17 protein-coding genes and 1 pseudogene are annotated in these 22,157 nt (G+C 73.3%); 10 read left to right on the top strand and 8 right to left on the bottom strand.

The genetic code is table 11. The annotated features are described in order from the left end of the window. Window positions 1–15 precede the first annotated feature (15 nt). Both AC07BF_RS30185 and AC07BF_RS30190 read left to right on the top strand, forming a co-directional pair. Window positions 16–675, top strand: coding sequence for a ScbR family autoregulator-binding transcription factor (locus tag AC07BF_RS30185; protein WP_363586384.1), 660 nt, complete (start codon window positions 16–18; stop codon window positions 673–675). Between the two features lie 113 nt (window positions 676–788). Next, the gene (locus AC07BF_RS30190; protein WP_363586385.1) at window positions 789–1,526 is read left to right on the top strand and encodes an MgtC/SapB family protein; all 738 of its coding nucleotides are present in this window, start codon (window positions 789–791) and stop codon (window positions 1,524–1,526) included. A gap of 25 nt (window positions 1,527–1,551) precedes the next feature. Here the strand turns inward: AC07BF_RS30190 and AC07BF_RS30195 are convergent, their stop codons facing one another. The 5 genes from AC07BF_RS30195 to gcvPA all read right to left on the bottom strand — a co-directional run bounded on the left by AC07BF_RS30195 (window position 1,552) and on the right by gcvPA (window position 7,268). Next, window positions 1,552–2,205, bottom strand: a complete 654-nt coding sequence (locus tag AC07BF_RS30195) for a GntR family transcriptional regulator (RefSeq protein ID WP_363586386.1) — start codon at window positions 2,203–2,205, stop codon at window positions 1,552–1,554. A gap of 49 nt (window positions 2,206–2,254) precedes the next feature. Further along, on the bottom strand, window positions 2,255–3,001 hold the full coding sequence (locus AC07BF_RS30200; RefSeq protein ID WP_363586387.1) for an SDR family NAD(P)-dependent oxidoreductase: 747 nt from the start codon (window positions 2,999–3,001) through the stop codon (window positions 2,255–2,257). Between the two features lie 99 nt (window positions 3,002–3,100). Beyond that, a complete protein-coding gene (locus AC07BF_RS30205; RefSeq protein WP_478334175.1) occupies window positions 3,101–4,231 on the bottom strand; it encodes an ATP-NAD kinase family protein in 1,131 nt (376 codons plus the stop codon). Between the two features lie 83 nt (window positions 4,232–4,314). Next, complete coding sequence (gene gcvPB, locus AC07BF_RS30210) at window positions 4,315–5,913, bottom strand: aminomethyl-transferring glycine dehydrogenase subunit GcvPB (RefSeq protein WP_363631997.1); 1,599 nt, start codon at window positions 5,911–5,913, stop codon at window positions 4,315–4,317. Continuing rightward, a complete protein-coding gene (gene gcvPA / locus AC07BF_RS30215) occupies window positions 5,910–7,268 on the bottom strand; it encodes an aminomethyl-transferring glycine dehydrogenase subunit GcvPA (protein ID WP_478334176.1) in 1,359 nt (452 codons plus the stop codon). The genes gcvPB and gcvPA overlap by 4 nt, the downstream gene beginning before the upstream one ends. 96 nt (window positions 7,269–7,364) lie before the next feature. On the opposite strand from gcvPA, the gene AC07BF_RS30220 reads away from it, so the two are divergent. From AC07BF_RS30220 to AC07BF_RS30250, 7 genes are all read left to right on the top strand, one after another. Next, window positions 7,365–8,771, top strand: coding sequence for an ABC transporter substrate-binding protein (locus AC07BF_RS30220; RefSeq protein ID WP_478334177.1), 1,407 nt, complete (start codon window positions 7,365–7,367; stop codon window positions 8,769–8,771). Window positions 8,772–8,782: 11 nt separating this feature from the next. Then, window positions 8,783–9,715, top strand: coding sequence for a carbohydrate ABC transporter permease (locus AC07BF_RS30225; RefSeq protein WP_350884942.1), 933 nt, complete (start codon window positions 8,783–8,785; stop codon window positions 9,713–9,715). Then, window positions 9,712–10,602, top strand: coding sequence for a carbohydrate ABC transporter permease (locus tag AC07BF_RS30230; RefSeq protein ID WP_478334178.1), 891 nt, complete (start codon window positions 9,712–9,714; stop codon window positions 10,600–10,602). The genes AC07BF_RS30225 and AC07BF_RS30230 overlap by 4 nt, the downstream gene beginning before the upstream one ends. 8 nt (window positions 10,603–10,610) lie before the next feature. Then, window positions 10,611–12,713: a beta-galactosidase gene (locus AC07BF_RS30235; RefSeq protein WP_478334179.1), complete on the top strand. Its 2,103-nt coding sequence runs from the start codon at window positions 10,611–10,613 to the stop codon at window positions 12,711–12,713. Then, on the top strand, window positions 12,710–14,926 hold the full coding sequence (locus tag AC07BF_RS30240) for an MGH1-like glycoside hydrolase domain-containing protein (RefSeq protein ID WP_478334180.1): 2,217 nt from the start codon (window positions 12,710–12,712) through the stop codon (window positions 14,924–14,926). The genes AC07BF_RS30235 and AC07BF_RS30240 overlap by 4 nt, the downstream gene beginning before the upstream one ends. Window positions 14,927–14,968: 42 nt before the next feature. Then, a complete protein-coding gene (locus AC07BF_RS30245; protein ID WP_478318069.1) occupies window positions 14,969–15,691 on the top strand; it encodes a ribonuclease H family protein in 723 nt (240 codons plus the stop codon). A gap of 165 nt (window positions 15,692–15,856) precedes the next feature. Next, the gene (locus tag AC07BF_RS30250; RefSeq protein ID WP_478334181.1) at window positions 15,857–17,410 is read left to right on the top strand and encodes an alpha/beta fold hydrolase; all 1,554 of its coding nucleotides are present in this window, start codon (window positions 15,857–15,859) and stop codon (window positions 17,408–17,410) included. 56 nt (window positions 17,411–17,466) lie between these two features. Here AC07BF_RS30250 and AC07BF_RS30255 read toward each other — a convergent pair whose 3' ends face one another. The 3 genes from AC07BF_RS30255 to AC07BF_RS30265 all read right to left on the bottom strand — a co-directional run bounded on the left by AC07BF_RS30255 (window position 17,467) and on the right by AC07BF_RS30265 (window position 21,402). Further along, window positions 17,467–18,576, bottom strand: a complete 1,110-nt coding sequence (locus AC07BF_RS30255; protein ID WP_363586397.1) for a Rieske 2Fe-2S domain-containing protein — start codon at window positions 18,574–18,576, stop codon at window positions 17,467–17,469. Between the two features lie 356 nt (window positions 18,577–18,932). Then, window positions 18,933–20,462, bottom strand: coding sequence for an MFS transporter (locus tag AC07BF_RS30260; protein WP_478334182.1), 1,530 nt, complete (start codon window positions 20,460–20,462; stop codon window positions 18,933–18,935). Window positions 20,463–20,625: 163 nt separating this feature from the next. Continuing rightward, entirely contained in the window at window positions 20,626–21,402 is a 777-nt protein-coding gene (locus AC07BF_RS30265) for a hypothetical protein (RefSeq protein ID WP_363586399.1), read from the bottom strand. 414 nt (window positions 21,403–21,816) lie between these two features. On the opposite strand from AC07BF_RS30265, the pseudogene AC07BF_RS30270 reads away from it, so the two are divergent. Continuing rightward, a pseudogene (locus AC07BF_RS30270) lies at window positions 21,817–22,157 on the top strand (hypothetical protein); the annotation flags it as partial.

Raw genomic sequence — 22,157 nt, forward strand, 5'->3', positions numbered from 1 at the left:
AAAAGGCAGAGGCGCGTGCAGAATCGGGCGGAGACGACACGGAGGTCAGTCCTCGAATCAGCTGCGCGATTGTTCGACGAACGCGGGTACGCGGGCACCAGCATCAGCGACATCAGCGCGGCCTCCGGCAGGACGAGCGGGGCCATCTACTTCCACTACACCAGCAAGGAGAACCTGGCCCGCGCCGTGATCGAAGCGCACTTCGCCACCTGGCCGGAGCTGGTCGCGCGCCACACCCGCACGCCGGTGCCGGCGCTGGAGCAACTCGTCCGGCTGAGCTTCGCGGTGGCGCGGGCCTTCCGCGACGACGTCGTGGTCAGGGCCGGCGCCCGGCTCTGGTCCGAGCGCGCGGCCATCGACGCCGACCTCCCGGTGCCGTTCGTGGGGTGGATCGACACCGTCCGCGTCCTGCTCGAACGGGCGGGCAGCGAGGGCGAGCTCGCCGCCCGGGTCGACCCGTCGACCGCGGCCCACGGCGTGATCTGCGCGTTCTTCGGGCTGCACACCGTCTCCGACGCGATCGACGGACGGCGCACCATCGAGGAGCGCCTGTGCGACCTGTGGGAACTGCTGCTGCCGGGCCTCCAGAAGAATCCCGACCCGGCCGCCCTGCTCGCCTCGGTCCGGCCCAGGCCGTCCGTGCGCGCCGACGGGTGGGGACTCGCCGGGAATTGACGCGGAATCGACCCCCGGCCTGCCGGGAGGAGGCCACGCCGCCGGGCACCGGGCCCTAGCATGAATCACCACGTCCGGGGCCGGCGGTGCGGCGGAGAAGAGGCGTCAGGGCTATGGCAGCGGTTCAATGGGCGGCCGGGCCGTCCGGTCAGGGGTCGGTCCAGGTACTGGAGTTCCTGTTCGCCTTCCTGCTCTCCGGCCTGATCGGGGTCGAGCGGCAGATCCGCCAGAAGTCCGCGGGCCTGCGGACGTACACGACGGTGGGCAGCGGCGCGGCGCTGTTCACCCTGGTGAGCAAGTACGGTTTCGCCGACGTGGTGCGCGCGGGCACCGTCGAGCTGGACCCGTCCCGGATGGCCGCGCAGATCGTGTCGGGGCTGGGCTTCATCGGCGCCGGGGTGATCTTCGTGCACCGGGGCTGGGTGCAGGGCCTGACGACGGCGGCCACGATCTGGCTCACCGCGGCGGTGGGCTCCGCCGCGGCCGCGGGCCTGCCGCTGCTCGCGGCGCTGACCGTCGCGGCGTACTTCCTCGCGTCCTACGCGATCAGGCCGTTGCTCAACCGCCTGCCCGCGCTGCACCGGCCGCCGGTCTCGTACCGCATCGTCTACCGTCCGGGCAGGGGGGTGCTGCGGGACGTGCTGGACCAGTGCACCCGGGCCGGCTTCGCCGTCTTCGAGCTGCGCACGCTGTCCGGCACGGACGGGGAGCTCCCCGGCGAGGTCTCCGAGAAGCCCGTCGAGGTCGCCCTGTCGGTGCAGGGGCAGGGCGACGCAGGCGGGCTCACCGCGCAGATCGCGGCCGTGGCCGGAGTGCTGACCTGCGTCCGCGGCCGGTCCGACGAGGAGTGACGTCCCGGCCGCGGGGGAGGGCGCGTCAGCGGGCGCCGAGGGCCGGCAGGCGCTCCATGATCCGTTCCATGCCGCTGGTCCAGTTCGCCTCCAGGGCGGCGACGGCCTGCTCCACGTCGTCGTCGAGGAGGCACTGGGCGATCCGCTCGTGCTCCTCGGCGGCGCGTTCGAGGATCTCGTGGTCGCCGACGACCACCCGCTCGTAGCGGTGGAGGGTGAGTTTGAGCGAGTCGATCAGCTCGCGCAGCCGGGTGTTGGAGCAGCCGGAGAGCAACAGCGCGTGCCAGGCGTCGTCGTAGCGCTCTATGGTGCCGTGCGGGGCCTGGGGCGCGGAGAAGGCGCGGGCCTCCGCCAGCAGCCGGGGCGCGATGGCCGAGAGGTACGCGCGGTCGGAGGTCCGCAGCGCCAGCGACTCCAGGGCGATCAGGATGGCCGTGAGGTCGAGGAACTCCTGCCGGCCGGTGGGTGCGAAGCGAAAGCCCTTGCCGCGCTCGCTGGTGATGATGCCTTCGCGCTCCAGACTGATCAGCGCCTCGCGCAACGGGGTGCGGCTGACGCCCAGTTCCTCCGCGAGGTGGACCTCGTTGATCGACTCGCCGGGGGTGAACCGGCCGTGGCCCAGCCGCTCCAGGAGTTCGTCCTTCACCTGTTCGCGCAGCGGACGCCGCTCGATCGCCATCGGGCTTTCCCTTCTTCCTCGGTCCGTAGCGTACCGGCCGGGTGACTGGTCAGGCGGTCCCGGCGCCGTCCACGGCGATGATCGCGCCGCTGACGAACGTGGAGGCGTCACTGGCGAGGAAGGCGACCGTCTGGGCGATGTCCCGAGGCTGGCCGATGCGGCCGAGCGGTCGGTCGGCGGCGTCGGCGTAGAAGGCGTCCGGGCTCTCGCCGAGCTGGCGGGCCTCCTCGGCGAGCATACCGGTGTTGGTGTCGCCGGGGCACACGCAGTTGACGCGGATGTTGTCGGGGCCGTGGTCGATGGCCATGGCCCGGGTCATGTTGACGACGGCGCCCTTGGAGGCGCAGTAGGAGACGGCCCGGCCGCCGCCCCGGATGCCCCAGCCGGAGCCGGTGTTGATGATGCTGCCGCCACCGTTCGCGGCCATCAGCGGCACGACCAGCCCGCTGAGCAGCATGACGGAGCGGACGTTGACGGCCATCACCAGGTCCCAGTCGTCGTCGGCGATGTCGCAGACGGTGGACCGGCGGATGATCCCGGCGTTGTTGAACAGCACGTCGACGCCGCCGTGCAGGTCGACGGCGGTGCGTACGGCCCGTTCGCAGTCGGCGCGTTGGGAGACGTCGCAGCGGACGAAGGTGCCGCCGGTCTCCTTGGCGGCCCGTTCGCCGCGGTCGGCGTCGAGGTCGGCGAGGACGACGGCCGCGCCGAGTTCGGCCAGCAGCGCGGCGGTGGCCCGGCCGATGCCGGAGGCGGCGCCGGTGACGATGGCGCGCTTGCCGTGGAGGTCGATCACTGGGGGCTCCTCTTCAGGGGGTCTCAGGAGGTCTCAGGGGGGCGAGTCTCAGGAGGTCCGGCCGGCCCGGCTGGTCAGATGGTCGGGCCGGTCAGGCGGTCAGGCGGTCAGGCGGTAGACGGCGCTGGCGTGGCGGCCGGTGATCACCCGGACGTGCCCGGACAGGGCATCGTCCAGCTCCGGGTCACCGGTGTCCAGCAGCAGCGGGCGGCCCGCGAGGGCGGCGAGCTTCGCCTCGGTGGCGAGGACGAGCAGCCGCTCGCGGCCGGTGGCGCGCAGCAGTTCGGGGGTGAACTGCTGGTTGCCGCGGCCGAGCAGGAAGCCCTGGCCGCCGATCGGCGAGAGCGCGATCCACGGGGCGGCGGGCAGGGCCAGCAGCTGGTCGGCCCGGGCATCGCGGATCACGACCCGGGCGCCGCCGCCCGGTTGGAGGCGGAGCACGTCCACGCCGGTCAGACAGGCGTCCGCCGCGCCGAGCGCGGTGGCGACGGCGTGCGTCGTGCCGCCCGGGCCGAGGGCGAGCAGCCCGCCGGGGCCGACGCGTTCGGCGACCTCGGCGGCGATGCCGCCCAGCGCCTCGGGGTCGGCGGCGGAACTGCCGGTCTTGCGCTGCTGGACCCGGGCGGGCAGGACCGGGACGGTCAGCCACCCGTGCAGGCGGGCGGACACCCGGCCCTCCCGTAGCGCCGCCTCGTCGCGGTCCACGACCTCGGCGGACGCCAGCCGGACGCCGCCGCCCACCCAGGCCGCGGCCACCTCGGCGGCGGCGCGGGGGTGGACGGCGAAGACCGCGGAGTGCATCTTGACCCCGGCCGGGATGCCGAGGACGGGCGGTCCTGGCTCCGCACCGAGCGGGCCGAGCGATCCGAGCGCGTCGAGGACGTCGCGGGCCGTGCCGTCGCCGCCGCAGAACAGCAGCAGGCCGGCGCCGGCCGCGACGAGGGCGCGGACGGCCGCGCGGGTGTCCGCCGCCGTGGTGCCCGGGCCGGTGGGCCGGTGGACCACCGTCGCGTCGAGGCCGGCCGCCCGCGCCGCGTCCGCACCCATCGGCCCGGCCGCCGTGAGCAAGGCCGAGTGCGGTGCGAGCAGGGCGAACTGGCGGAGCATCAGCTCCGTGCGGGAGGTCGCGGCCGGCCGGGCGCCGAGGGTGCGGGCCCGCTGCTGGACCTCGGCGCCGTCGCTGCCCTTGAGGCCGACCCGGCCGCCGAGTCCGGCGACCGGGTTGACCACGAGCCCGACGGTGGGGCCGGTCGCCGGGTTCCCGCCCGCCGGGCGGACGGCGGGAGTCGGACGACCGGCCCCGGGGCCCGCCGTCACGGCCGCTCGCCGAGGACCTTGCGGCGGTAGGCGCGCCAGCTGACGGCCCAAACCGCCGGGTCGTCCAGCGGTTCGTGCCGGATGCGGTGCACGGTGGAGTTGTGCGGGGCCGTGCGGACGGTCTCCGGGTCCTCGTAGGCCTCGCGGGCGACCTCGGCGAGGATCGCGGCGTACTCGTCGAGGTCGGCGCGGGAGTAGGACTCGGTCGGCTCCAGCGTCATCGGCTCGGGGACGACGTACGGGTGGTGGCTGGTCCAGTAGTGGGTGCCGAAGTCGGCGGCGCGGTACCCGAGGTCCTCGCTGTGCAGGCCGGTGTCCTCGTTGAGCTGCTGCCAGCTGTAGCGGACCTGCTCGACGCGCGGGCGCCCCTTGGCGTAGGGCACGGAGACGCCGCGGATCCGCTGGACCTGGTGCATCAGGTAGTTGTTGTTGAGCACGGCGGTCTCGGCGGCCTCGCGCAGCCCCGCGGCGCCCATCGACATGATCCAGGCGTAGGCGCGGACCAGGTTCGGGACGACGCCCAGGTAGGGGCGGATCTTGCCGATGGACTCCGGCCGGTCGTGGTCCAGGATGTACCGCTCGCCGTCGAACTCGACGGTGGGGCTGGGCAGGTGGGGCGCGAGCTCGGCGGTGACGCCGCAGGCGCCGGCGGCGGGGCCGCCGCAGGCGTGCGGGGTGGAGAAGGTCTTGTGCAGGTTGAAGTGGCACAGGTCGAAGCCGGCCTCGCGGGCCCGGGTGATGCCGAGGACGCCGTTGGCGTTGGCCTGGTCGTAGGCGCACAGGCCGCCGGCGGCGTGCACGATGCGGACGAACTCGGCGATCCGGGGGTTGTAGATCCCGGTGTCCTCGGGGTTGGTGATGAGCAGCGCGGCGGTGCGCGGGCCGACGGCGGCGCGCAGCGCCTCGATGTCGGGGTAGCCGTCCGCGTCCGGGTGCAGGGTGATCACCTTGAAGCCGGCGGTCTTGGCGCAGGCGGCGTTGGAGGGGTGCGAGAAGGCGGTGGTGATGACCTCGTCGCGCTGCTCCGCCTCGCCGCGGGCGGCGAAGTGGGCGCGGATGACGGAGACGTTGGTCCAGATCGCGGCGGAGCCGGCGCCGGGTTGCAGCGAGACCCGGTCCATGCCGGAGACCTCCTTGAGCAACTGCTCAAGCCGGTGGACGAGTTCGAGCACCCCTTGGACGGTCGAGGGGTCCTGGGCCGGGTGCAGGGCGGCGATGCGCGGGTCGCGGACGAAGGCGTCGTTGACCTTGGGGCTGTACTTCATGGTGCAGGTGCCCTGGCCGACGTCGACGTTGAGGTCGGCGCCGAGGTTCTCCTGGGAGAGCCGCAGGTAGTGGCGGAGCACCTGCTGCTGGCCGAGTTCGGGCAGCGCGGCCGGGGTGGCGCGGCGCAGCGCGGCGGGCAGTCGGTCGGCGGGGCTGCCGACGGCGGCGGTGACGCCGGGTCCGGGGGTCGGCGGCAGGACGCCGCGCTCGCCGGGCGCGCCCAGTTCGAAGATCAGCTTCTCGTCCCAGCGGGCCTGGTGGAAGCGGCGCAGAGCGGGCTTGGGGGCGATCCGCGGGTCGGTCCCGCCGCTGTTCTGACGATCCGTCACTTGACGATCTCCTCAAGGGCGGTGGCGAGGCGGTCGATGTCGGCCTGGGTGTGGAGCTCGGTCACGCAGTAGCGGCCCTCGTGTTCCCCGGCCGGGGTGCCGGCGTGCAGGCCGCGGGCGAGCAGCGCGGCGGCGACCTCGGCGGCGGTGCGCCCGCCGGTGTAGCGGAGAGTGAAGTCGGCGAAGTGGACGGCCTCGGGGTCGGCGAGTTCCACGCCGGGGGCCTGGGCGAGGTGCCGGCGGGCGTAGGCGGTGTTGGCGAGGATGGTCTCGCCGATCTCGCGCATGCCGTGCGGCCCCATCAGCGAGAGGTAGACCCCGGCGGCGATGCCGTGCAGGGCGGCGGCGGTGCCGACCCACTCCTTGCCCTCCTCGCGCAGGGCGAAGGAGGTGCGCTCGTAGGCGACGTCGCCGAAGCCGTACTCGCCCGGCACGTCGGTGGGGGTGAGGCCGAAGAGGCGGCTGGGGTACTCGGCCACCAGGCGTTCGTCGTCGGCGCTGGCGATGAAGCCCGCGTTGCCGCCGCCGAAGCTGGGGTGGATGCCGAGCGGCTGGAGGTCGCCGCAGGTGAGGTCGGCGCCGAAGGAGGCGGGCGGGGCGAGCACGCCGAGGCTCAGCGGGTTGGCGCCGATGACGGCCAGCGCGCCTGCCTGGTGGGCGAGTTCGACGTACTGCGGCAGTTCGGGGTCGACCCGGCCGCAGTGGTCGGTCAGTTCGGCGAAGACGGCGGCGGCGTCGCCGGCGGCGAGGGCGGCGCGGACGGCCCCGGGCTCGGCCGGGACGAGCACGAGGTCGTGGACGCCGCGCACGTAGTCGCGGATCCGGGAGAGCTTGTCCGGGTCGAGGTCGCCGACCAGCAGGAGGCGGCGCCGCCCGGTGGCCCGGCCGGCCATCCGCAGCGCGGTCGCGGCGGCCTGGAAGCCGTCGTAGGTCGGCACGTTGACGACGTCGACGGCCAGCAGTTCGGCCATCAGCGACTGGTACTCCCACAGGGCCTGGAACCGGCCGTGGTCCTCGTACGGCTCACCGGCGTAGGCGGTGAGGAACTCGCTGCGGTTGACGACCTCGTCGACCACGGCGGGCACGTGGTGGCGGTAGCAGCCGGCGCCGAGGAAGCTGCGGCCGGGCGGGACGGCGGTGTTGCGGGCGAGCAACTCCTCCATGTGGGCGACCAGTTGCGCCTCGGAGCCGAGCGGATCGGGCAGTCGCAGCGGGCGGTCCAGGCGGAGCTCGGCGGGGATGTCGGCGTAGAACTCCTCGACGCTGTGCGCGCCGATCGCCGCCAGCATGGCCTTCTTCACGTCGGGGGCGGAGTTGGGGATGTACGGGTGGGTCCGGGGGGCGCGTGCGGTCATCCTGGCACCTTCCGCGATTTCGGTCACAGGCCTTGACGGCACTGTGTGTGCTGAGTTCTGTATACAGCATTCGGCATTCACTCTTCAGGAGGCAAGATGTCGGGAGGAAAGAACTCAACCGGCACCCGGCACAGACGCCTTGACGCTCCGGCGGGCAGCCGGGCCGGATCCGGACCGGGCCCCACCCGGCGCCGGGTCCTCGGCGCCGGGCTCGCGGGCGGCGCGCTGCTGCTGACCGGGGCGACGGGCTGCGCCACCGGCGGCGCCGGAGCCCCGGACGCCAGACGGCTGGACGCGAGTTCGGGCGGCAAGGTCGCCGGGAAGATCACCATCTGGTCCTGGGACGTCGCCGCCAAGGCCATGCAACGGCTCGGCAAGGCCTTCGAACAGGCCCACCCCGGCACCACCGTCGACGTCGTCGACATCGGCTACGACAACGCCTACGACAAGATCACCGTCGGGCTCGGAGCCGGCAGCGGACTCCCCGACGTGCTGACCGTCGAGGGCCACAGGATGCCCACCTACATCGGCAACTTCCCCCACGCGCTGGTGGACCTGACCAGCCGGGCCGGCGGCCTCGCGAAGGACTTCGCACCGTCCGCCTGGCGCACCGTCACCGACGCGGGCGGACGTGTCCTCGCACTGCCCTGGGACAGCGGCCCGTGCGCCCTCTTCTACCGCCGTGACCACTTCCAGCAGGCCGGAATCGACCCCGCCACCCTCACCACCTGGGACGACTACCTCGCCGCCGGCACCACCCTCAAGGACCGCACCGGCAAGAAACTGCTCATCCTGGACGCCAAGCAGGACAGCATGTTCGCCCTGCTGCTCCAACAGCAGGGCCAGGGCTGGTTCGTCGACGGCAAGGTCGCCGTCGCCTCACCCGCCGCCGAACGGGCGCTCACCCTGATGAAGCAACTGGTCGACCGGGGCCTGGTCGACTTCGAGAACGGCTGGGACGGCCTGGTCTCCGGCACCCACGACGGCAAGGCCGCCACCACCCCCACCGCCGCCTGGTGGGACGGCACCCTCACCGGCGACATGGCCGACCTGAACGGCAGGTTCGGCGTCGTCCCCCTGCCCGCGTTCGACCCCGGCGGCTGCCGCACCTCCAACAGCGGCGGCTCCACCCTCTGCGTCACCGCCCAGAGCAAGAACCCCGAACTGGCCTGGGAATTCCTCTCCTTCCTGCTCGCCGGCCGGGCCAACCAGGCCTCGATGATGGAGCACGAAGGCCTCTTCCCCGCCTACCTCCCGGCCCTGGACGACCCGTACTTCCAGCAGCCGGACCCGTACTACGCGAACCAGCCCGCCATGCGGCTCCTCGCCGACCTCGCCCGGTCCATCCCCACCGTCGAGAGCACCGCCGACGACTCCAAGGCCGGCGACATCGTCAACACCGCCGTCAACCAGGTGCTGCACAACGGAGCCGACCCCGGCACCGCGCTGCGCTCCGCCGCCCGCCAGATCGCCACCGCGACCAGTCGCCAGCCGGCCCCGTAGGGACACGCGCCATGACCAGTCTCCAGGCCCCCGCCCCCCGGGTGGCCGCCGCGCCCGCGCGCACCGCGCCCACCCGGCGACGACGGCTGCCACGCTCCGCGGCCTGGCTCTTCGCCGGGCCCACGGCCGTGCTCTTCATCCTCTTCTTCGCCTATCCGCTCGGCGCCAGCCTCTACCAGAGCTTCACCGCCCGCCGGGACGGCGCCACCGTCTGGGTCGGCCTGGACCAGTACCGGCGGATGCTGGACGACCCGGCCTTCCTGCACTCCCTGGTCAACACCGGGATGATCCTGGCCGTCCAGGTGCCCGTGATGATCGGCCTGGCGCTGGTGCTGGCCGTCCTGCTGAACCAGTCCTGGCTGCGCTTCCGGGCCGGCTGGCGGGCCGTCTTCTTCCTGCCCGCCGTCACCACGCTGGTCGCCTACGCCGTCGTCTTCCAGGTGCTGCTGCGCACCGACGGCGGCCTGGCCAACCAGCTCCTGCACGCCCTGGGCGCCGGCCCCGTCGACTGGCTCAACTCGCCCACCTGGGCCAGGATCTCCCTGATCGGCTCGGTCACCTGGCGCTGGACCGGCTACAACGCCGTCATCCTGCTCGCCGGCCTGCACGCCATCGGCCGGGACCAGTACGAGGCCGCCGCCCTCGACGGCGCGGGCACGCTGCGCACCTACACCAGCGTGATCCTGCCGCAGCTGCGGCCGGTGGTGCTGTTCTGCGTCATCACCTCCACCATCGGCACGCTCCAACTCTTCGACGAGAACTACGTGCTGACGCGCGGCGGCCCCGGCGACGCGACCCTCACCCCGGTGGTCTACCTGTACAAGGTCGGCTTCCAGCAGCTCGACTTCGGGTACGCGGCCGCGATCGCCTGGGTCGTGGTGCTGGTCATCGCCGCCGTCTCCCTCCTCCAGTTCCGGTTCTACGGAAGGGAACGCCGCCGATGAGCGCCACCTCCGCCCGCCCCCGGCCCGCCCGACCGGCGGCCGTCCGCCCACCGCTGGCCCGCCCGCCGGCCGCCCGGCTCGGCCGCGCCGTCGTCCTGGCCGTGCTCGCCCTCGGCGCCGTCGTCAGCCTGGTGCCGTTCGCCTGGATGCTGATCGCCAGCACCCACAGCAGCTCCGAACTCTTCCACTCCCCGCCGCCGTTCCTGCCCGGCGGGGAACTGCTGCGCAACCTGGCGCACCTCCAGCAGAGCATCGGCTTCGGCCGGGTGCTGCTCAACAGCCTCGGCGTGGCCGTCGTCTACACCGCGCTGAGCTCCCTGCTGTCGGCCATGTGCGGCTACGGGCTGGCCAAGTACCGGTTCCGGGGTCGCGGGCTACTGCTCGGGCTGGTGCTGGCGACCATGATGATCCCGCTCCAGGTGCTGCTCGTCCCGCTGTTCCAGATGATGGCCAGCGTCGGCTGGATCGACAGCTACCAGGCGGTCATCCTGCCCTTCCTGGCCAACTCCTTCGGCATCCTGCTGATGCGCCAGGGCTTCCTGGACTTCCCCGACGAACTCCTGGAGTCGGCGCGCATCGACGGCTCCGGCGAACTGCGCACCTTCTACCAGGTCGTCCTGCCGTGCGTGCGGCCGCAGTTGGGCGCGCTCGTGATCTTCACCTTCATGGGCCAGTGGAACAGCTTCATCTGGCCGCTGCTGATGCTCAACACCGAGGACAAGTACACCGTGCCGGTGGCGCTCAACACGCTGACCGGGCTGACCCGCGTCGACTACTCCGGCCTCATGCTCGGCTCCCTGCTGGCCACCCTCCCGCTGGTGCTGCTCTTCCTGGTGTTCCAGCGGCAGTTCGTGGCCGGCCTGCTCGGCGGAGCGCTGAAAGGATGACCCCCCGCATGACCTCCCGTACTCCTTCCCGCGCGGCCGCGCTGACCCGCGTGCCCGGCCTCCTCTACGGCGGGGACTGGAACCCCGAGCAGTGGTCCGAGGAGGTGTGGGCCGAGGACGTGAAGCTGATGGCCGAGGCCGGGGTCAACCTGGTCACCGTCGGGGTCTTCTCCTGGGCGCGGCTCCAACCAGCGGCCGACAGCTGGGACTTCGGCTGGCTGGACCGCCTCCTCGACCTCGTCCACGGCCACGGCATCGCCGTCGACCTGGCCACCGCCACCGCCTCGCCACCCGCCTGGCTGGTCCGCGCCCACCCCGAGCTGCTGCCCGTCACCGCCGACGGCGTCCGGCTGGAGTTCGGCTCGCGCCAGCACTACTGCCCCTCCTCCGCCGTCTACCGGGCCGCCGCCGCCCGGCTCACCCGGGCCCTCGCCGAGCGCTACCACGACCACCCCGCACTCGCCCTGTGGCACATCCACAACGAGTACGGCGACCACGTCCAGGAGTGCTTCTGCCCCGCGTCCGCCGCCGACTTCCGGCGCTGGCTGCGCGAGCGGCACGGCGACGTCGACGAGCTCAACCGGTCCTGGGGGACGGCGTTCTGGTCGCAGCGCTACGGCTCGTTCGACGAGATCGAACCGCCGCGCGCCGCGCCGGGGCCGGTCAACCCGACCCAGCTGCTGGACTGGCGCCGGTTCTGCTCCGACGCGCTGCTGGCCCTGCACCGCACCGAGAAGGCCGTCCTCGACGAGGTCTCACCGGGCGTGCCGGTCACCACCAACTTCATGTCGATGCTCAAGTCGCTGGACTACTGGGAGTGGAGCCGCCACGAGGACCTCGTCTCCGACGATGCCTACCCCGACCCGGCCGACCCCCGCGCACACGTCAACGCGGCCATGAACTACGACCTGATGCGCTCCCTCAAGGGCGGCAAGCCGTGGCTGCTGATGGAACAGGCCCCCTCGGCCGTCAGCTGGCGGCCCGTCAACCTGCCCAAACGGCCCGGCCTGTACCGGCTCTGGTCGCTCCAGGCGCTGGCCCGGGGCGCGGACGGCGCACTGCACTTCCAGTGGCGCGCCTCCGTCGCCGGGGCCGAGAAGTTCCACAGCGCGATGCTCCCGCACCGCGGCACCTCCTCGCGCGGCTGGCGGGAGACCGTCCGGTTCGGGGCAGAGCTGCGCCGGCTCGGCGAGATCGCGGGCAGCCGGATCCGCGGGCGGGCGGCCGTCCTGCTCGACTGGGACAGCTGGTGGGCGCTGGAGCTGGACGACCACCCCTCCGCGCGGATGCGCTGGCTCGACCTGCTCCGGCCCTGGTACGCGGCCCTCCACGACCGCGGCGTGACCGTCGACTTCGTCCCGCCCACCGGCGACCTCGACGGCTACCGGCTGCTGCTCGCCCCCAACCTGTACCTGCTCGACACCGCCACCGCCGCCCGGCTCACCGCCTTCGTCCAGGCGGGCGGCCACCTGGTCTGCGGCCCGTTCAGCGGCATCAGCGACCGGCACGACCACCTCCACCCCGGCGGCCACCCCGGGCCGCTGCGGCCGCTGTTCGGCCTCGTCGTGGACGAGCACTGGCCGATCCCCGACGGGGCCGCCACCACCGTCCGGCTCGATGACGGCGGGCCGGAGCTGCGGGCCGAGCACTGGAGCGAATGGATCGACACCGAGGGCGCCGAGACCGTCGCCCGCTACGCCTCCGGCGAGCTGGCGGGCCTGCCCGCCGTCACCCGGCACCGCCACGGCACCGGCAGCGCCTGGTACCTCGGCTGCCACCTCGGCGCGGACGTCGGCCGGGTGCTCGACCTGCCGCTCGCCGAAGCCGGGGTCGGCGCCGAACTGCCCGGCCTGCCGACCGGCGTCGAGGCCACCCGCCGCCGCGCCGCCGACGGCACCGACTACCTGTTCCTGCTCAACCACGGCCCCGCCGCATGCCGGGTGGCGCTGGACCGGCCCGGCACCGACCTGCTCACCGGCGCCGACACCGGCCGGGGCGTCACCCTCGCACCGCTCGGCGCCGCCATCGTCCGGGTTCCCGCAGCCGGCCCCGATCCGGCCTCCCCGTCCACGTCTCCGTCTCCGTCCACGCCCGCCGAGGAGCGCACATGACGCCGTTGTCCCGCCGCCGACTCCTGGCCGCCACCGCCGCCACCGGCACCGCCCTCGCCGTGGCGGGCGGCGTCGCACCGGCCGCCCACGCCGACGACCGGCAGGCCGCCCCGTCCGACCTGGCTGACCCGTCCGCCCTGTCCGACCTGTCCGACCGCTACGCCGACATCCTCGACCTGCACGGCACCCCCGCGCAGGCCTACCCCGGCGACGCCACCGGCAACAACCCGATCAACGTCTTCGCCGACCTCGGCGCCTGGCACGCCTACGCCCTGCCGCGCCCGCAGGACCCGCTCGGCGGCTTCACCGGCCCCCTCCACCTCGCCCAGGAATACCCGTGGTGGCTCAGCGACGGCCTCAACCGCCTCCAACTGACCGAGCAGGGAAGGATCCTGGACCTCGCCGCCGGCGGCGCCCCCCGGCTCACCTCGCTGCCCGGGCTGCTGCGCCAGTCCTACGACCTCGGCGGCCGCCTGGCGCTCACCCTCGAACTGCGCTTCGCCAGCAACCGCACCGCCCTGGTCAGGGCCCGGCTGGCCAATGGCGGCCCGGTCGAACGGACCCTCCAGGTCGCCTGGACCGGGACACTGCTGCGCCCGGCCACCGGCCCCCAGCACGACGCCCCCGCCCTGGTCGCCGCCGAGCGCGGCGTCGCCGTCCGGTTCGCCCGGGTACGGCAGACCTGGGACTACCTCACCGACGGCACCGAGCGCTTCGAGGTCCGCCACGCGGCGCCGGTCCGCACCACCGTCAGCGGCGACGGCCACCGCACCGAACTGGCCGGGCCTGTCCGGCTGGCCCCGGGCGCGGCCCGCACCCTGGACTGGGCCGAGAGCTACACCTTCACCGACGCCGAGCACTCCCGCGCCGTCGCCGAGGCGGACGCCGCGCTGCGCGCCCCCGACCGGGTCGCCGCGGCGGGCGCCGCCCGCTGGGCCGGGTACGTCACCCGGGCGACCGAGGGCGTCCCCGCCGCGCGCCGCCGGACGGCCGTCAAGTGCGTGCAGACCCTGGTCACCAACTGGCGCAGCCCGGCCGGGCGGATCCGGCACGACGCGGTCACGCCCACGCTCTCGTACAAGTGGTTCAGCGGGGTCTGGGCCTGGGACACCTGGAAGCAGGCCGCCGGCACCGCCGTCTTCGCCCCCGACCTGGCCGCCGACCAGATCCGGGCGATGTTCGACCACCAGATCCGGCCCGACTCCGCCGACCGCCCGCAGGACGCCGGGATGATCCCGGACTGCGTCTTCTACAACGACCCGAGCACCGGCGGCGGCAACTGGAACGAGCGCAACTCCAAGCCCCCGCTGGCCTCCTGGGCGGTCTGGGAGGTCTACCGGCGCGGCGGCGACCGGGCGTTCCTGCGCGAGCTGCTGCCCAAACTGACCGCCTACCAGGACTGGTGGTACCGCACCCGGGACCACGACGGCGAAGGCCTGTGCGAGTACGGCGCCACCGTCGACCCGGGCAACGCCGCCCCGGCGGACTGCCTGGCGGCGGCGGCCTGGGAGTCCGGCATGGACAACGCGCCGCGCTTCGACGCCGCCCTCGGCACCGCCGTCGTCGCCAACCGCAACGCGCAGGGCGCCCTGCTGGGCTGGTCGCTCACCCAGCGCTCCGTCGACCTGAACGCCTACCTGGCCGCCGACCACCGCGCCCTGGCCGCCATCGCCGCCGAACTCGGCGACCGCACCGCCGCCCAGCGGCTGCGCGGACGGGCCGAGGCGATCGACCGGGCCGTGCGCGACACCATGTTCGACCCGGCCACGGGCTGGTTCCACGACACCGACCTGGCCACCGGCGCCCGCCTCACCGCGCGCGGGCGCGGCATCGAGGGCGCGATCCCGCTCTGGTCCGGCACCGCCTCGCCCGCCCAGGCCCGCGCGGTCCGCGGGCTCCTGCTCGACCCGGCCGAGTTCGGCACCGCGCTGCCGTTCCCGACCGTCGCCCGCAGCTCGCCCTCCTTCGACCCGGCCGGGTACTGGCGCGGGCTGGCCTGGATCGACCAGACCTACTTCGCCATCGAAGGCCTGCGCCGGTACGGCTGGAACCAGGACGCCCGCCGGGCGACGGACCGGCTGCTGGCCGCGGCAGCCGGGCTCGGCGGCGACGGTCCGCTGCGGGAGAACTACGACCCGCTGACGGGGGAGGGGCGGAACTCGACCAACTTCAGCTGGTCCGCGGCCCTGCTCCTGCTGCTGCTCCGCGTCTGACCGATTTGGCCCGGGCCTGCCACGTCCTGGCATGATCGGGGCATGGTCGAACGAGTCATTGCAGCGTGTGATGGAGCAGCCAAGGGCAACCCCGGTCCGGCGGCCTGGGCCTACGTGGTGGCGGACGCCGCCGGGGTGCCCCAGCGCTGGCAGGCCGGTCCGCTCGGGCACAGCACCAACAACGTGGGCGAGCTGACGGCGCTGGAGCAGCTGCTGGCGTCGACGGATCCGGCCGTCCCGCTGGAGGTCCGGCTCGACAGCACGTACACCCGCGACGCGGTGACCAAGTGGCTGGTCGGCTGGAAGCGCAACGGGTGGAAGACCGCCGCCGGCAAGCCGGTCGCCAACCGCGAGCTGATCCAGCACATCGACGAGCTCCTGACCGGGCGGGACGTCACCTTCATGTACGTCCCTGCCCACCAGGTGAACGGCGACCCGCTGAACGCCATCGCCGACAAGGCCGCAAGCGACGCCGCCCGCCGGCAGCAGGCCGCGGGCGGAACCGCCGCCGACCTACCCGAGCCGGACCCGGCCCGGACCACCCCGGCGCGGGCCGCCCGCCCGGCTTCCTCGTCGGCGGGCTCGTCGGCCGGTTCGTCGGCCGGCTCGTCCACGGCGAAGAAGCGCTCCTCGGGCGGTTCGCGGACCCTGGCCGCCCGCTTCCCCGGCACCTGCCCCTGCACCCGCCCCTACGCCAAGGGCGACACCATCACCAAGGTGGGCAGCAGCTGGGGGCACCCGGAGTGCGCGGGCGCCCACGCGTAGGACCTGTCCGACGCCGGACGGGCCGACACCGGCCCGTCCGGCCCGCCCTGGTCGAACTCACCCCCGGGGTGGAGCCGGGTGGAGCCGGGTGGAGAAGCATCCCGGGTGAATTCTCCACCCCCGCGCCGAGGCTGACGGAACCTCACCAGTCCTAGCGTCGGACGCATGACCCGACCTACCGGCCGCACCACGGCCCGCGCCGGCGGCGCGCTGCTCACCGCCGCCCTCCTGCTCGCCGCACCACTCGCGCCGACCGCCGTCGCGGCCCCGGCGGCGCAACTCGCCTGGGGGTCCTGCCCCGCGCCGACCCCGAACGCCAACGGGGTGCCGTTCACCCGTGACCCGCGCCAGCAGTGCGCGACCCTGCGGGTGCCGCGGGACTACCACGACCCGGCCGAGGGCACGATCACCCTCACCGTCTCCCGGCTGCGCACCGCCGACCCCGCCCACCGGCGCGGCACCCTGGCCGTGGTGCCGGGCGGGCCGGGCGGCTCCGGACTCGACTACCCGGGCGAGATGGCGAAGCTGCTGCCGCCGGACGTCCTGCGCTCGTACGACCTGATCGGCTTCGACGAGCGGGGGGTGGGCAACAGCGCCCCGGTCCACTGCGACCTGTCCGCCGCCGAGCGGGACGCCCAGCTCAACTACCCCTTCCCCGGCCCCGACGGCTCGATCACCGCCAACCTCGACCAGGCCCGGCGGGTGGCCGACGGCTGCGCGGCCGCGAGCGGCGGCTACCTGGCCGACGTGACCACCGCCAACTCGGCCCGCGACCTGGACCGGATCCGGGCCGCCCTGGGCCTGCCCCGGATCTCCTACCTGGGCAGCTCGTACGGCACCTACCTCGGCCAGGTCTACGCCACCCTCTTCCCCTCGCACACCGACCGCGTGGTGCTGGACAGCACGGTGCCGCCGGGCGGGCTGGAGCAGGGGTTCAGGCTGTTCAGCGAAGGCTTCGCCGACTCCTTCCCGGCCCTGGCCCGCTTCGTCGCCGCCCAGGACGCCACCCTGCACCTCGGCGCCACCCCCGAGGCGGTCCGGGCGAGCTACCTCCGGCTGGCCGGCGAGGTCGACCGCGACCCGCTGCCGCTGTCGGGCGGCCGGCTGCTCACCGGCGGCGGCCTGCGCAGCGTCGTCTACGCCTCGCTGGTCAAGCCGAGCTACTACCCCCTCGGCGCGCGGGTCCTGCAACTGGCCGAGGAACGCGAGACGACTCCGGCCCAGGCCCAGGCCCCGACGCCGGAGGGCGCGACGGTCGCCGCCGGGCCGACGGGCGCGGGCACCGGCGGATCGGGTGGCAACCCGCTGCCGCAGGTCATCCCCGACAACTTCCTCGCGGCCCAGTTCGCGGTGATCTGCGGCGACTCGGCCTGGCCCCGCGACCCGGCCGTCTACGCCGCCCGCACCGCCGCCGACCGGGCCCGGTACCCGCTCACCAACGGCATGAGCGGCAACGTCTGGCCGTGCGCCTTCTGGCACTACGGCTCGAAGGAACCGCCGGTCCGGGCCGACCCGGACGGCCCGCGCAACATCCTGATGCTGCAGAACCGGTACGACCCCGACACCACCTACAACGGCGCCCGGCAGACCCAGCGCGCCTTCGGGCACCGGGCGGCGATGGTCACCTTCGACACGACCGCGCACGGCGTCGACTTCACCGACCCCCGGGTGCTCGCGCCGTTCACCGCCTTCCTGCTCGGTGGCCGGCTCCCGAGCTGAGCAGACGGCCGGCCGGGGCCCCGACCCGGGCCCCGGCCGTCCGTCCGTCCGTCCGCTCAGGGCTTGGCGAGCCCGCTGCGGGCACCGTTCTCGGTCCGGACCGTGAGGGCGGTCGGCGCGGGCAGGTGTTCCTGGGGGTCCGGCGGGTAGAACTGCCGGGCCCAGTGCCGCAGGGCGCCGATCGGCCCGTCGCCGGGGGCGAGCCGGGGCGGTGACAGGTACTTCTTGGTGGACCAGATCGGGAAGTCGGCCGCCGTGAACTCGCAGCTCCGCTTGAACATCGGGCCCGCCAGCAGGCTCGACAGCGACCGGCTGACCGCCCTGCCGACCGCGGGCGGCAGCCGGGACGGCTCGTCGAAGGAGAACCGGCTCGCCTGCCGGAACTGCATCCGGCCGGGCGCGACCATGGTGGCCATCACCAGTGAGCACATCTTCAGGCCGAGGGCCGGGGTGTGCACGTCGGTGTGCAGGCAGGCGAGGCCGTAACCGTCGACCTCGATCTCGACCTGGCGCCGGCCCAGCAGCGGGAAGTCCTCCTGCACCCGCATCGAGACGTGGAAGCGCGTGCCGTCCCAGTCGATCGGGGCCGCCAACTCGCCGCTCGGCCAGCCGTGCAGGGTGACGAAGTGGCCCAGGTCCACCGCGTTCTCCATGACGTCCTGGGCGTAGCCGGCCATCTCCCAGGCGGCGTGCCGGGGCGGCTGGTGCCCGAGCGTGTGCCACGACGGGATCTCCCAGTCCGGTTGCCGGCCGTCGTGGTGGCGCCAGACGAAGACGGCGTCGTTCACCTCGCGGACCGGAAGCTGCGCCAGGGAGGCCTTCGGCGGCGCGGAGCCGTACCCGGTCCGCACGCACCGGCCGTCCGGGTCGAAGGCGAAGCGGTGGAAGGGGCAGACCAGGTCGTCGCCCTCCACCTCGGCGAGGCCGAGGTGGGCTCCCAGGTGCGGGCAGTACGGGCGGATCGCGCGGATCCGCCCGCTCCGCAGCCGGTACAGCACGACGTCCTCCCCGGCCAGCCGCCGGGTGAGCACCGTGCCGGGCTTGAGCTCGTCGGAAAAGCCGACCGAGGCCCACCCGTCCGGGTACGGCAGGCCCGGCGGCAGCGCGACGTCGCCCGCGGTCGGGCCCTCACCGATGGGCTGGACGTGCTTTAAGGACTCGCGCATGAACTCTCCTCCTGGCCTGCCAGGCTCCGATCTCGGCAGCTCAGCCGGCCCTCCCGGGCGATTCGTCTCCGAACGGAACGCCCCGCATGTTAACCGCAGACCGATGGGGCCCGCACGAACAACATGGCTGATGCCAAAGAAGTCTGATGATTCATCAGAAAATCTCCGATGCGACCTTCGACGGCCGGACGGCTGAGCGATTCCCGGCCGGGCCGATCCACCGCAGCGCTGTGCAGCCTGCCCGGCGTCGGCGCGCAGGCGGGGTGCGAAGACACGCCCTGGACTTCGGGACGGCGGCAAACGCGGTGAGGGGTGCGCGAGTTGACACGGATCCTGGTCATCGGCGGCGGCACCAGCTAACGATCCGCCGCTTCGATGGCGCTCAGCGGGGCCGCCAGGTCCTCCAGGCTGCGCCGTTCCGCCCGTACGCCGATCGCGGCCTCGACCAGCCCCGCGGCCGTCATCAGGGCCGCCCCGATGCAGAACGCGAGCGTGGTGTCGGAGACCTTCCCGCTGCTCACCAGGCCGTTGAAGAGCAGCGGGCCGCTGATGCCGCCGACCGCCGTGCCGACGGCGTAGAAGAAGGCGATGCACATCGCCCTGGTCTCCAGCGGGAAGATCTCGCTGACCGTCAGGTAGGCCGCACTCGCCCCCGCCGAGGCCAGGAACAGCACGGCCGTCCAGCAGGCCGTCATGCCGGCCGCGCTCAGCGCGCCCTGCTGGAACAGCGCGGCGGTGCCGAACAGCAGCAGGCCGGAGCCGATGTAGGTGCCGGCGATCATCGGCACCCGCCCGACCGAGTCGAAGAGGTGGCCCAGGAGCAGCGGGCCGAGGAAGTTGCCGACCGCGATGACCGCGAAGTAGTAGCCGGTGTCGCCCTCCGGCACGTCGAAGTAGAGGGTCAGGATGACCGCGTAGCCGAAGGTCACGGCGTTGTACAGGAACGCCTGCCCGATGAAGAGCGCGAGGCCGAGCACCGTGCGGCGCGGGTAGCGGCTGATCACGGTGCGGGCGAGCGTGACGAACCCGAGCGGGGCACGCTCGCGGATCAGGATCGGTCGGTCGGTGACGGCCGGAAGCGGTCGGCCGGTCTCCCGCTCCACGACCCGCTCGGCCTCGGCCACCACCTCCTCGGCCTCCGGGGCCCGCCCGTGGGTGAACAGCCAGCGCGGGCTCTCCGGGACGTGCCGGCGGACCAGCAGGATCACCAGGCCCAGCACGACACCGATCCCGAAGGCGAGCCGCCAGCCCACGTCGGTGGCGAACAGCGCGGTGTTCAGCAGTGCGACGGAGGCGAAGGCGCCGAGCGCGGCGCCGATCCAGAAGCTGCCGTTGATGATCAGGTCGACCCGGCCGCGCACCCGGGCCGGGATCAGCTCGTCGATCGCCGAGTTGATCGCCGCGTACTCGCCGCCGATGCCGAACCCGGTGAAGAAGCGGCAGAGGAAGAAGAACCAGGCCGTCCAGGACAGCGAGGTCACGGCGGTCGCCGCCAGGTAGACGGCGAGCGTCACCATGAACAGCTTCTTGCGCCCGAGCCGGTCGGTCAGCCAGCCGAAGAACAGCGCGCCGGAGCAGGCGCCCGCCACGTACACGGCGGCCGCGATCGTCGTCACCTGGGTCGTCGAGATGGCGATGCCGCTGCCGGGCTGCGCGAGCCTGGCCGCCATGTTGCCGACGATCGTCACCTCGAGGCCGTCCAGGATCCAGACGGTGCCCAGGCCGATCACGATCCGCCAGTGCCAGCGGGACCACGGCAGCCGGTCCAGCCGGGCCGGCACGTTGGTCTCGATGACCCCGGTTCCGGCGGACCCGGACCCGGACCCGGCCCCGGGGGCCGCACCGTCGTGCGGGTTCCGCGCGGATGACTTCGCCGGATCGGCCATGCGGGGCTCCTTCGCTCGCCGTATCGAGACGCCCCGTCTGCCCGCTTTCCGCAGGATCGAACGCGGGCGTCCTCTTCGCTACGCTCGGTGAGCTTCGACGCTCCCTCCGTCATCATCCCCCGGGGGCGGAGGAGCCGCCCGGGGAGGCGCTGCTCCTGGCGGGCTACTGCTCGACGTACTTGCGCAGTACCTGCTGGTAGTCCGCGAACTCTGGCTCGGTGTGCAGCTTGGAGACGTCCTTCTTCAGGTAGACCATGCTGGGGCAGCTGGGTTTGGCGCTGCCCAGCAGCTGCTCGGTGCCGACCTTCCTCCCCGTCCTGGCCTCGTACACGGTCACCTCGTACCTGCCGCGGTAGAGCTTGAGGGTGTCCGAGGTGAACTTGCAGTCGGTGAGGAACTCGCCCTCGTCGGGTGAGCCCAGGCAGGCGATCAGCTGGACGCGGTACGGGTCCAGGCGGGTCCCGCTCCAGTAGTCCGGCGAGCCGGCGGCGGGGGAGGCGGGGTGCGAGGAGCCGGACTCGCTGACGGTGAACATCGCGACCGGGTGCGGTCCGGCGCCGGTGTGCTCGGCGGTCTTGGGGAAGTACTTGCGCGCGATGTTGGAAGCGCAGCCGGCGTCGAGGTCGGAGATCCGGCTGAGTGCCTTGTCGCTCGCCTTCGGCTCGAAGATCACCCAGTACACGCCGTACCCGAGGAATCCGACCATCGCCAGCGCGACCACCCGTGCGGCGATCGTCCGTCCCTTGCGCCGGCCGGGTGTCAACTGCCGTGCGGCGCCGGTGGCGGCGCGCTTCCTGGTCGCCACGGCGTAGGCGAGGAAGAGGATCGGGGACGCCGCCACCACGGCGAACAGCACGCCGATCGGGGCGTTTCCGCCGTTGAACGCGATCATCGAGAAGACCACCGAGATTGCGGCGAGCAGGACTATCAGCTTGGCCATGAACATGCCCTCCCACGGGTCGACAGCAGCCGCGAGACTACCGCTGCCGGGGTGGGGCGCGGGCGCCCGGACCCGGTCCGGACGCGCTCCTGGGGCCCGCCGCTGTCGCCGCGCCGGTGTTCCGCCGGAATTCCACCCGCATTTCCGCACCAGCGGTGATTTTCTTCCCCGCCGCTTTCCGGAGCTCTTTCGAAGTCGATTTCCGGAGGTGGTGGAGAGGAGGTCGAGAGGTGCTGGAAAGGGCTTTCCGGCGGGGGTGCGGTGTGTTGTGGTGGGGTGGTGGTGGAGCCGGTCCGCACCTCCGTGGCGGACCGGACCGGCCGGACAGCCGCTGGTGGGCGGCGTAGACGCTCGCGCATGGATGTGAGTGCGGTGGCTATGGTTCGCCGACTCGGGGTGGATTTGAATGGTGCCATGACGACGAACCGGCCGGGCTCGCAGAGCGGTAGGGGCCCGCGGATCGCGTCGGACCTCCCGATCGCCGCCGGCGCCTTCGGGACGTCGGTTCCGTCAGTTTCCTCCGTCTCTCCGAATGAGGTGCTCGTGATGGCTCGTAAGGGTGTTGTGGATCTTCCGGTCGGTGCTGGTGTGGTGCTGGTGGTGGGTGGGACGGGTAAGACCGGTCGGCGGGTGGCGGATCGGTTGGCGGGGTTGGGTTATGGGGTGCGGGTGGGGTCGCGGTCGGGGGCGGTGGCGTTCGACTGGCATGACGAGGGGACGTGGGAGGCGGCGCTGGAGGGGGTGAGTGCGGCGTA

The sequence above is a fragment of the Kitasatospora sp. NPDC043950 genome, from assembly GCF_056435345.1.

Coding starts and splice junctions, on each gene's coding strand:
- AC07BF_RS30245 (WP_478318069.1), top strand. CDS start 14,969: ATGGTCGAACGAGTCATTGCAGCGTGTGATGGAGCAGCCAAGGGCAAC.
- AC07BF_RS30190 (WP_363586385.1), top strand. CDS start 789: ATGGCAGCGGTTCAATGGGCGGCCGGGCCGTCCGGTCAGGGGTCGGTC.
- AC07BF_RS30250 (WP_478334181.1), top strand. CDS start 15,857: ATGACCCGACCTACCGGCCGCACCACGGCCCGCGCCGGCGGCGCGCTG.
- AC07BF_RS30240 (WP_478334180.1), top strand. CDS start 12,710: ATGACGCCGTTGTCCCGCCGCCGACTCCTGGCCGCCACCGCCGCCACC.
- AC07BF_RS30235 (WP_478334179.1), top strand. CDS start 10,611: ATGACCTCCCGTACTCCTTCCCGCGCGGCCGCGCTGACCCGCGTGCCC.
- AC07BF_RS30195 (WP_363586386.1), bottom strand. CDS start 2,205: ATGGCGATCGAGCGGCGTCCGCTGCGCGAACAGGTGAAGGACGAACTC.
- AC07BF_RS30265 (WP_363586399.1), bottom strand. CDS start 21,402: ATGGCCAAGCTGATAGTCCTGCTCGCCGCAATCTCGGTGGTCTTCTCG.
- AC07BF_RS30255 (WP_363586397.1), bottom strand. CDS start 18,576: ATGCGCGAGTCCTTAAAGCACGTCCAGCCCATCGGTGAGGGCCCGACC.
- AC07BF_RS30220 (WP_478334177.1), top strand. CDS start 7,365: ATGTCGGGAGGAAAGAACTCAACCGGCACCCGGCACAGACGCCTTGAC.
- gcvPA (WP_478334176.1), bottom strand. CDS start 7,268: ATGACCGCACGCGCCCCCCGGACCCACCCGTACATCCCCAACTCCGCC.
- AC07BF_RS30225 (WP_350884942.1), top strand. CDS start 8,783: ATGACCAGTCTCCAGGCCCCCGCCCCCCGGGTGGCCGCCGCGCCCGCG.
- AC07BF_RS30230 (WP_478334178.1), top strand. CDS start 9,712: ATGAGCGCCACCTCCGCCCGCCCCCGGCCCGCCCGACCGGCGGCCGTC.
- AC07BF_RS30260 (WP_478334182.1), bottom strand. CDS start 20,462: ATGGCCGATCCGGCGAAGTCATCCGCGCGGAACCCGCACGACGGTGCG.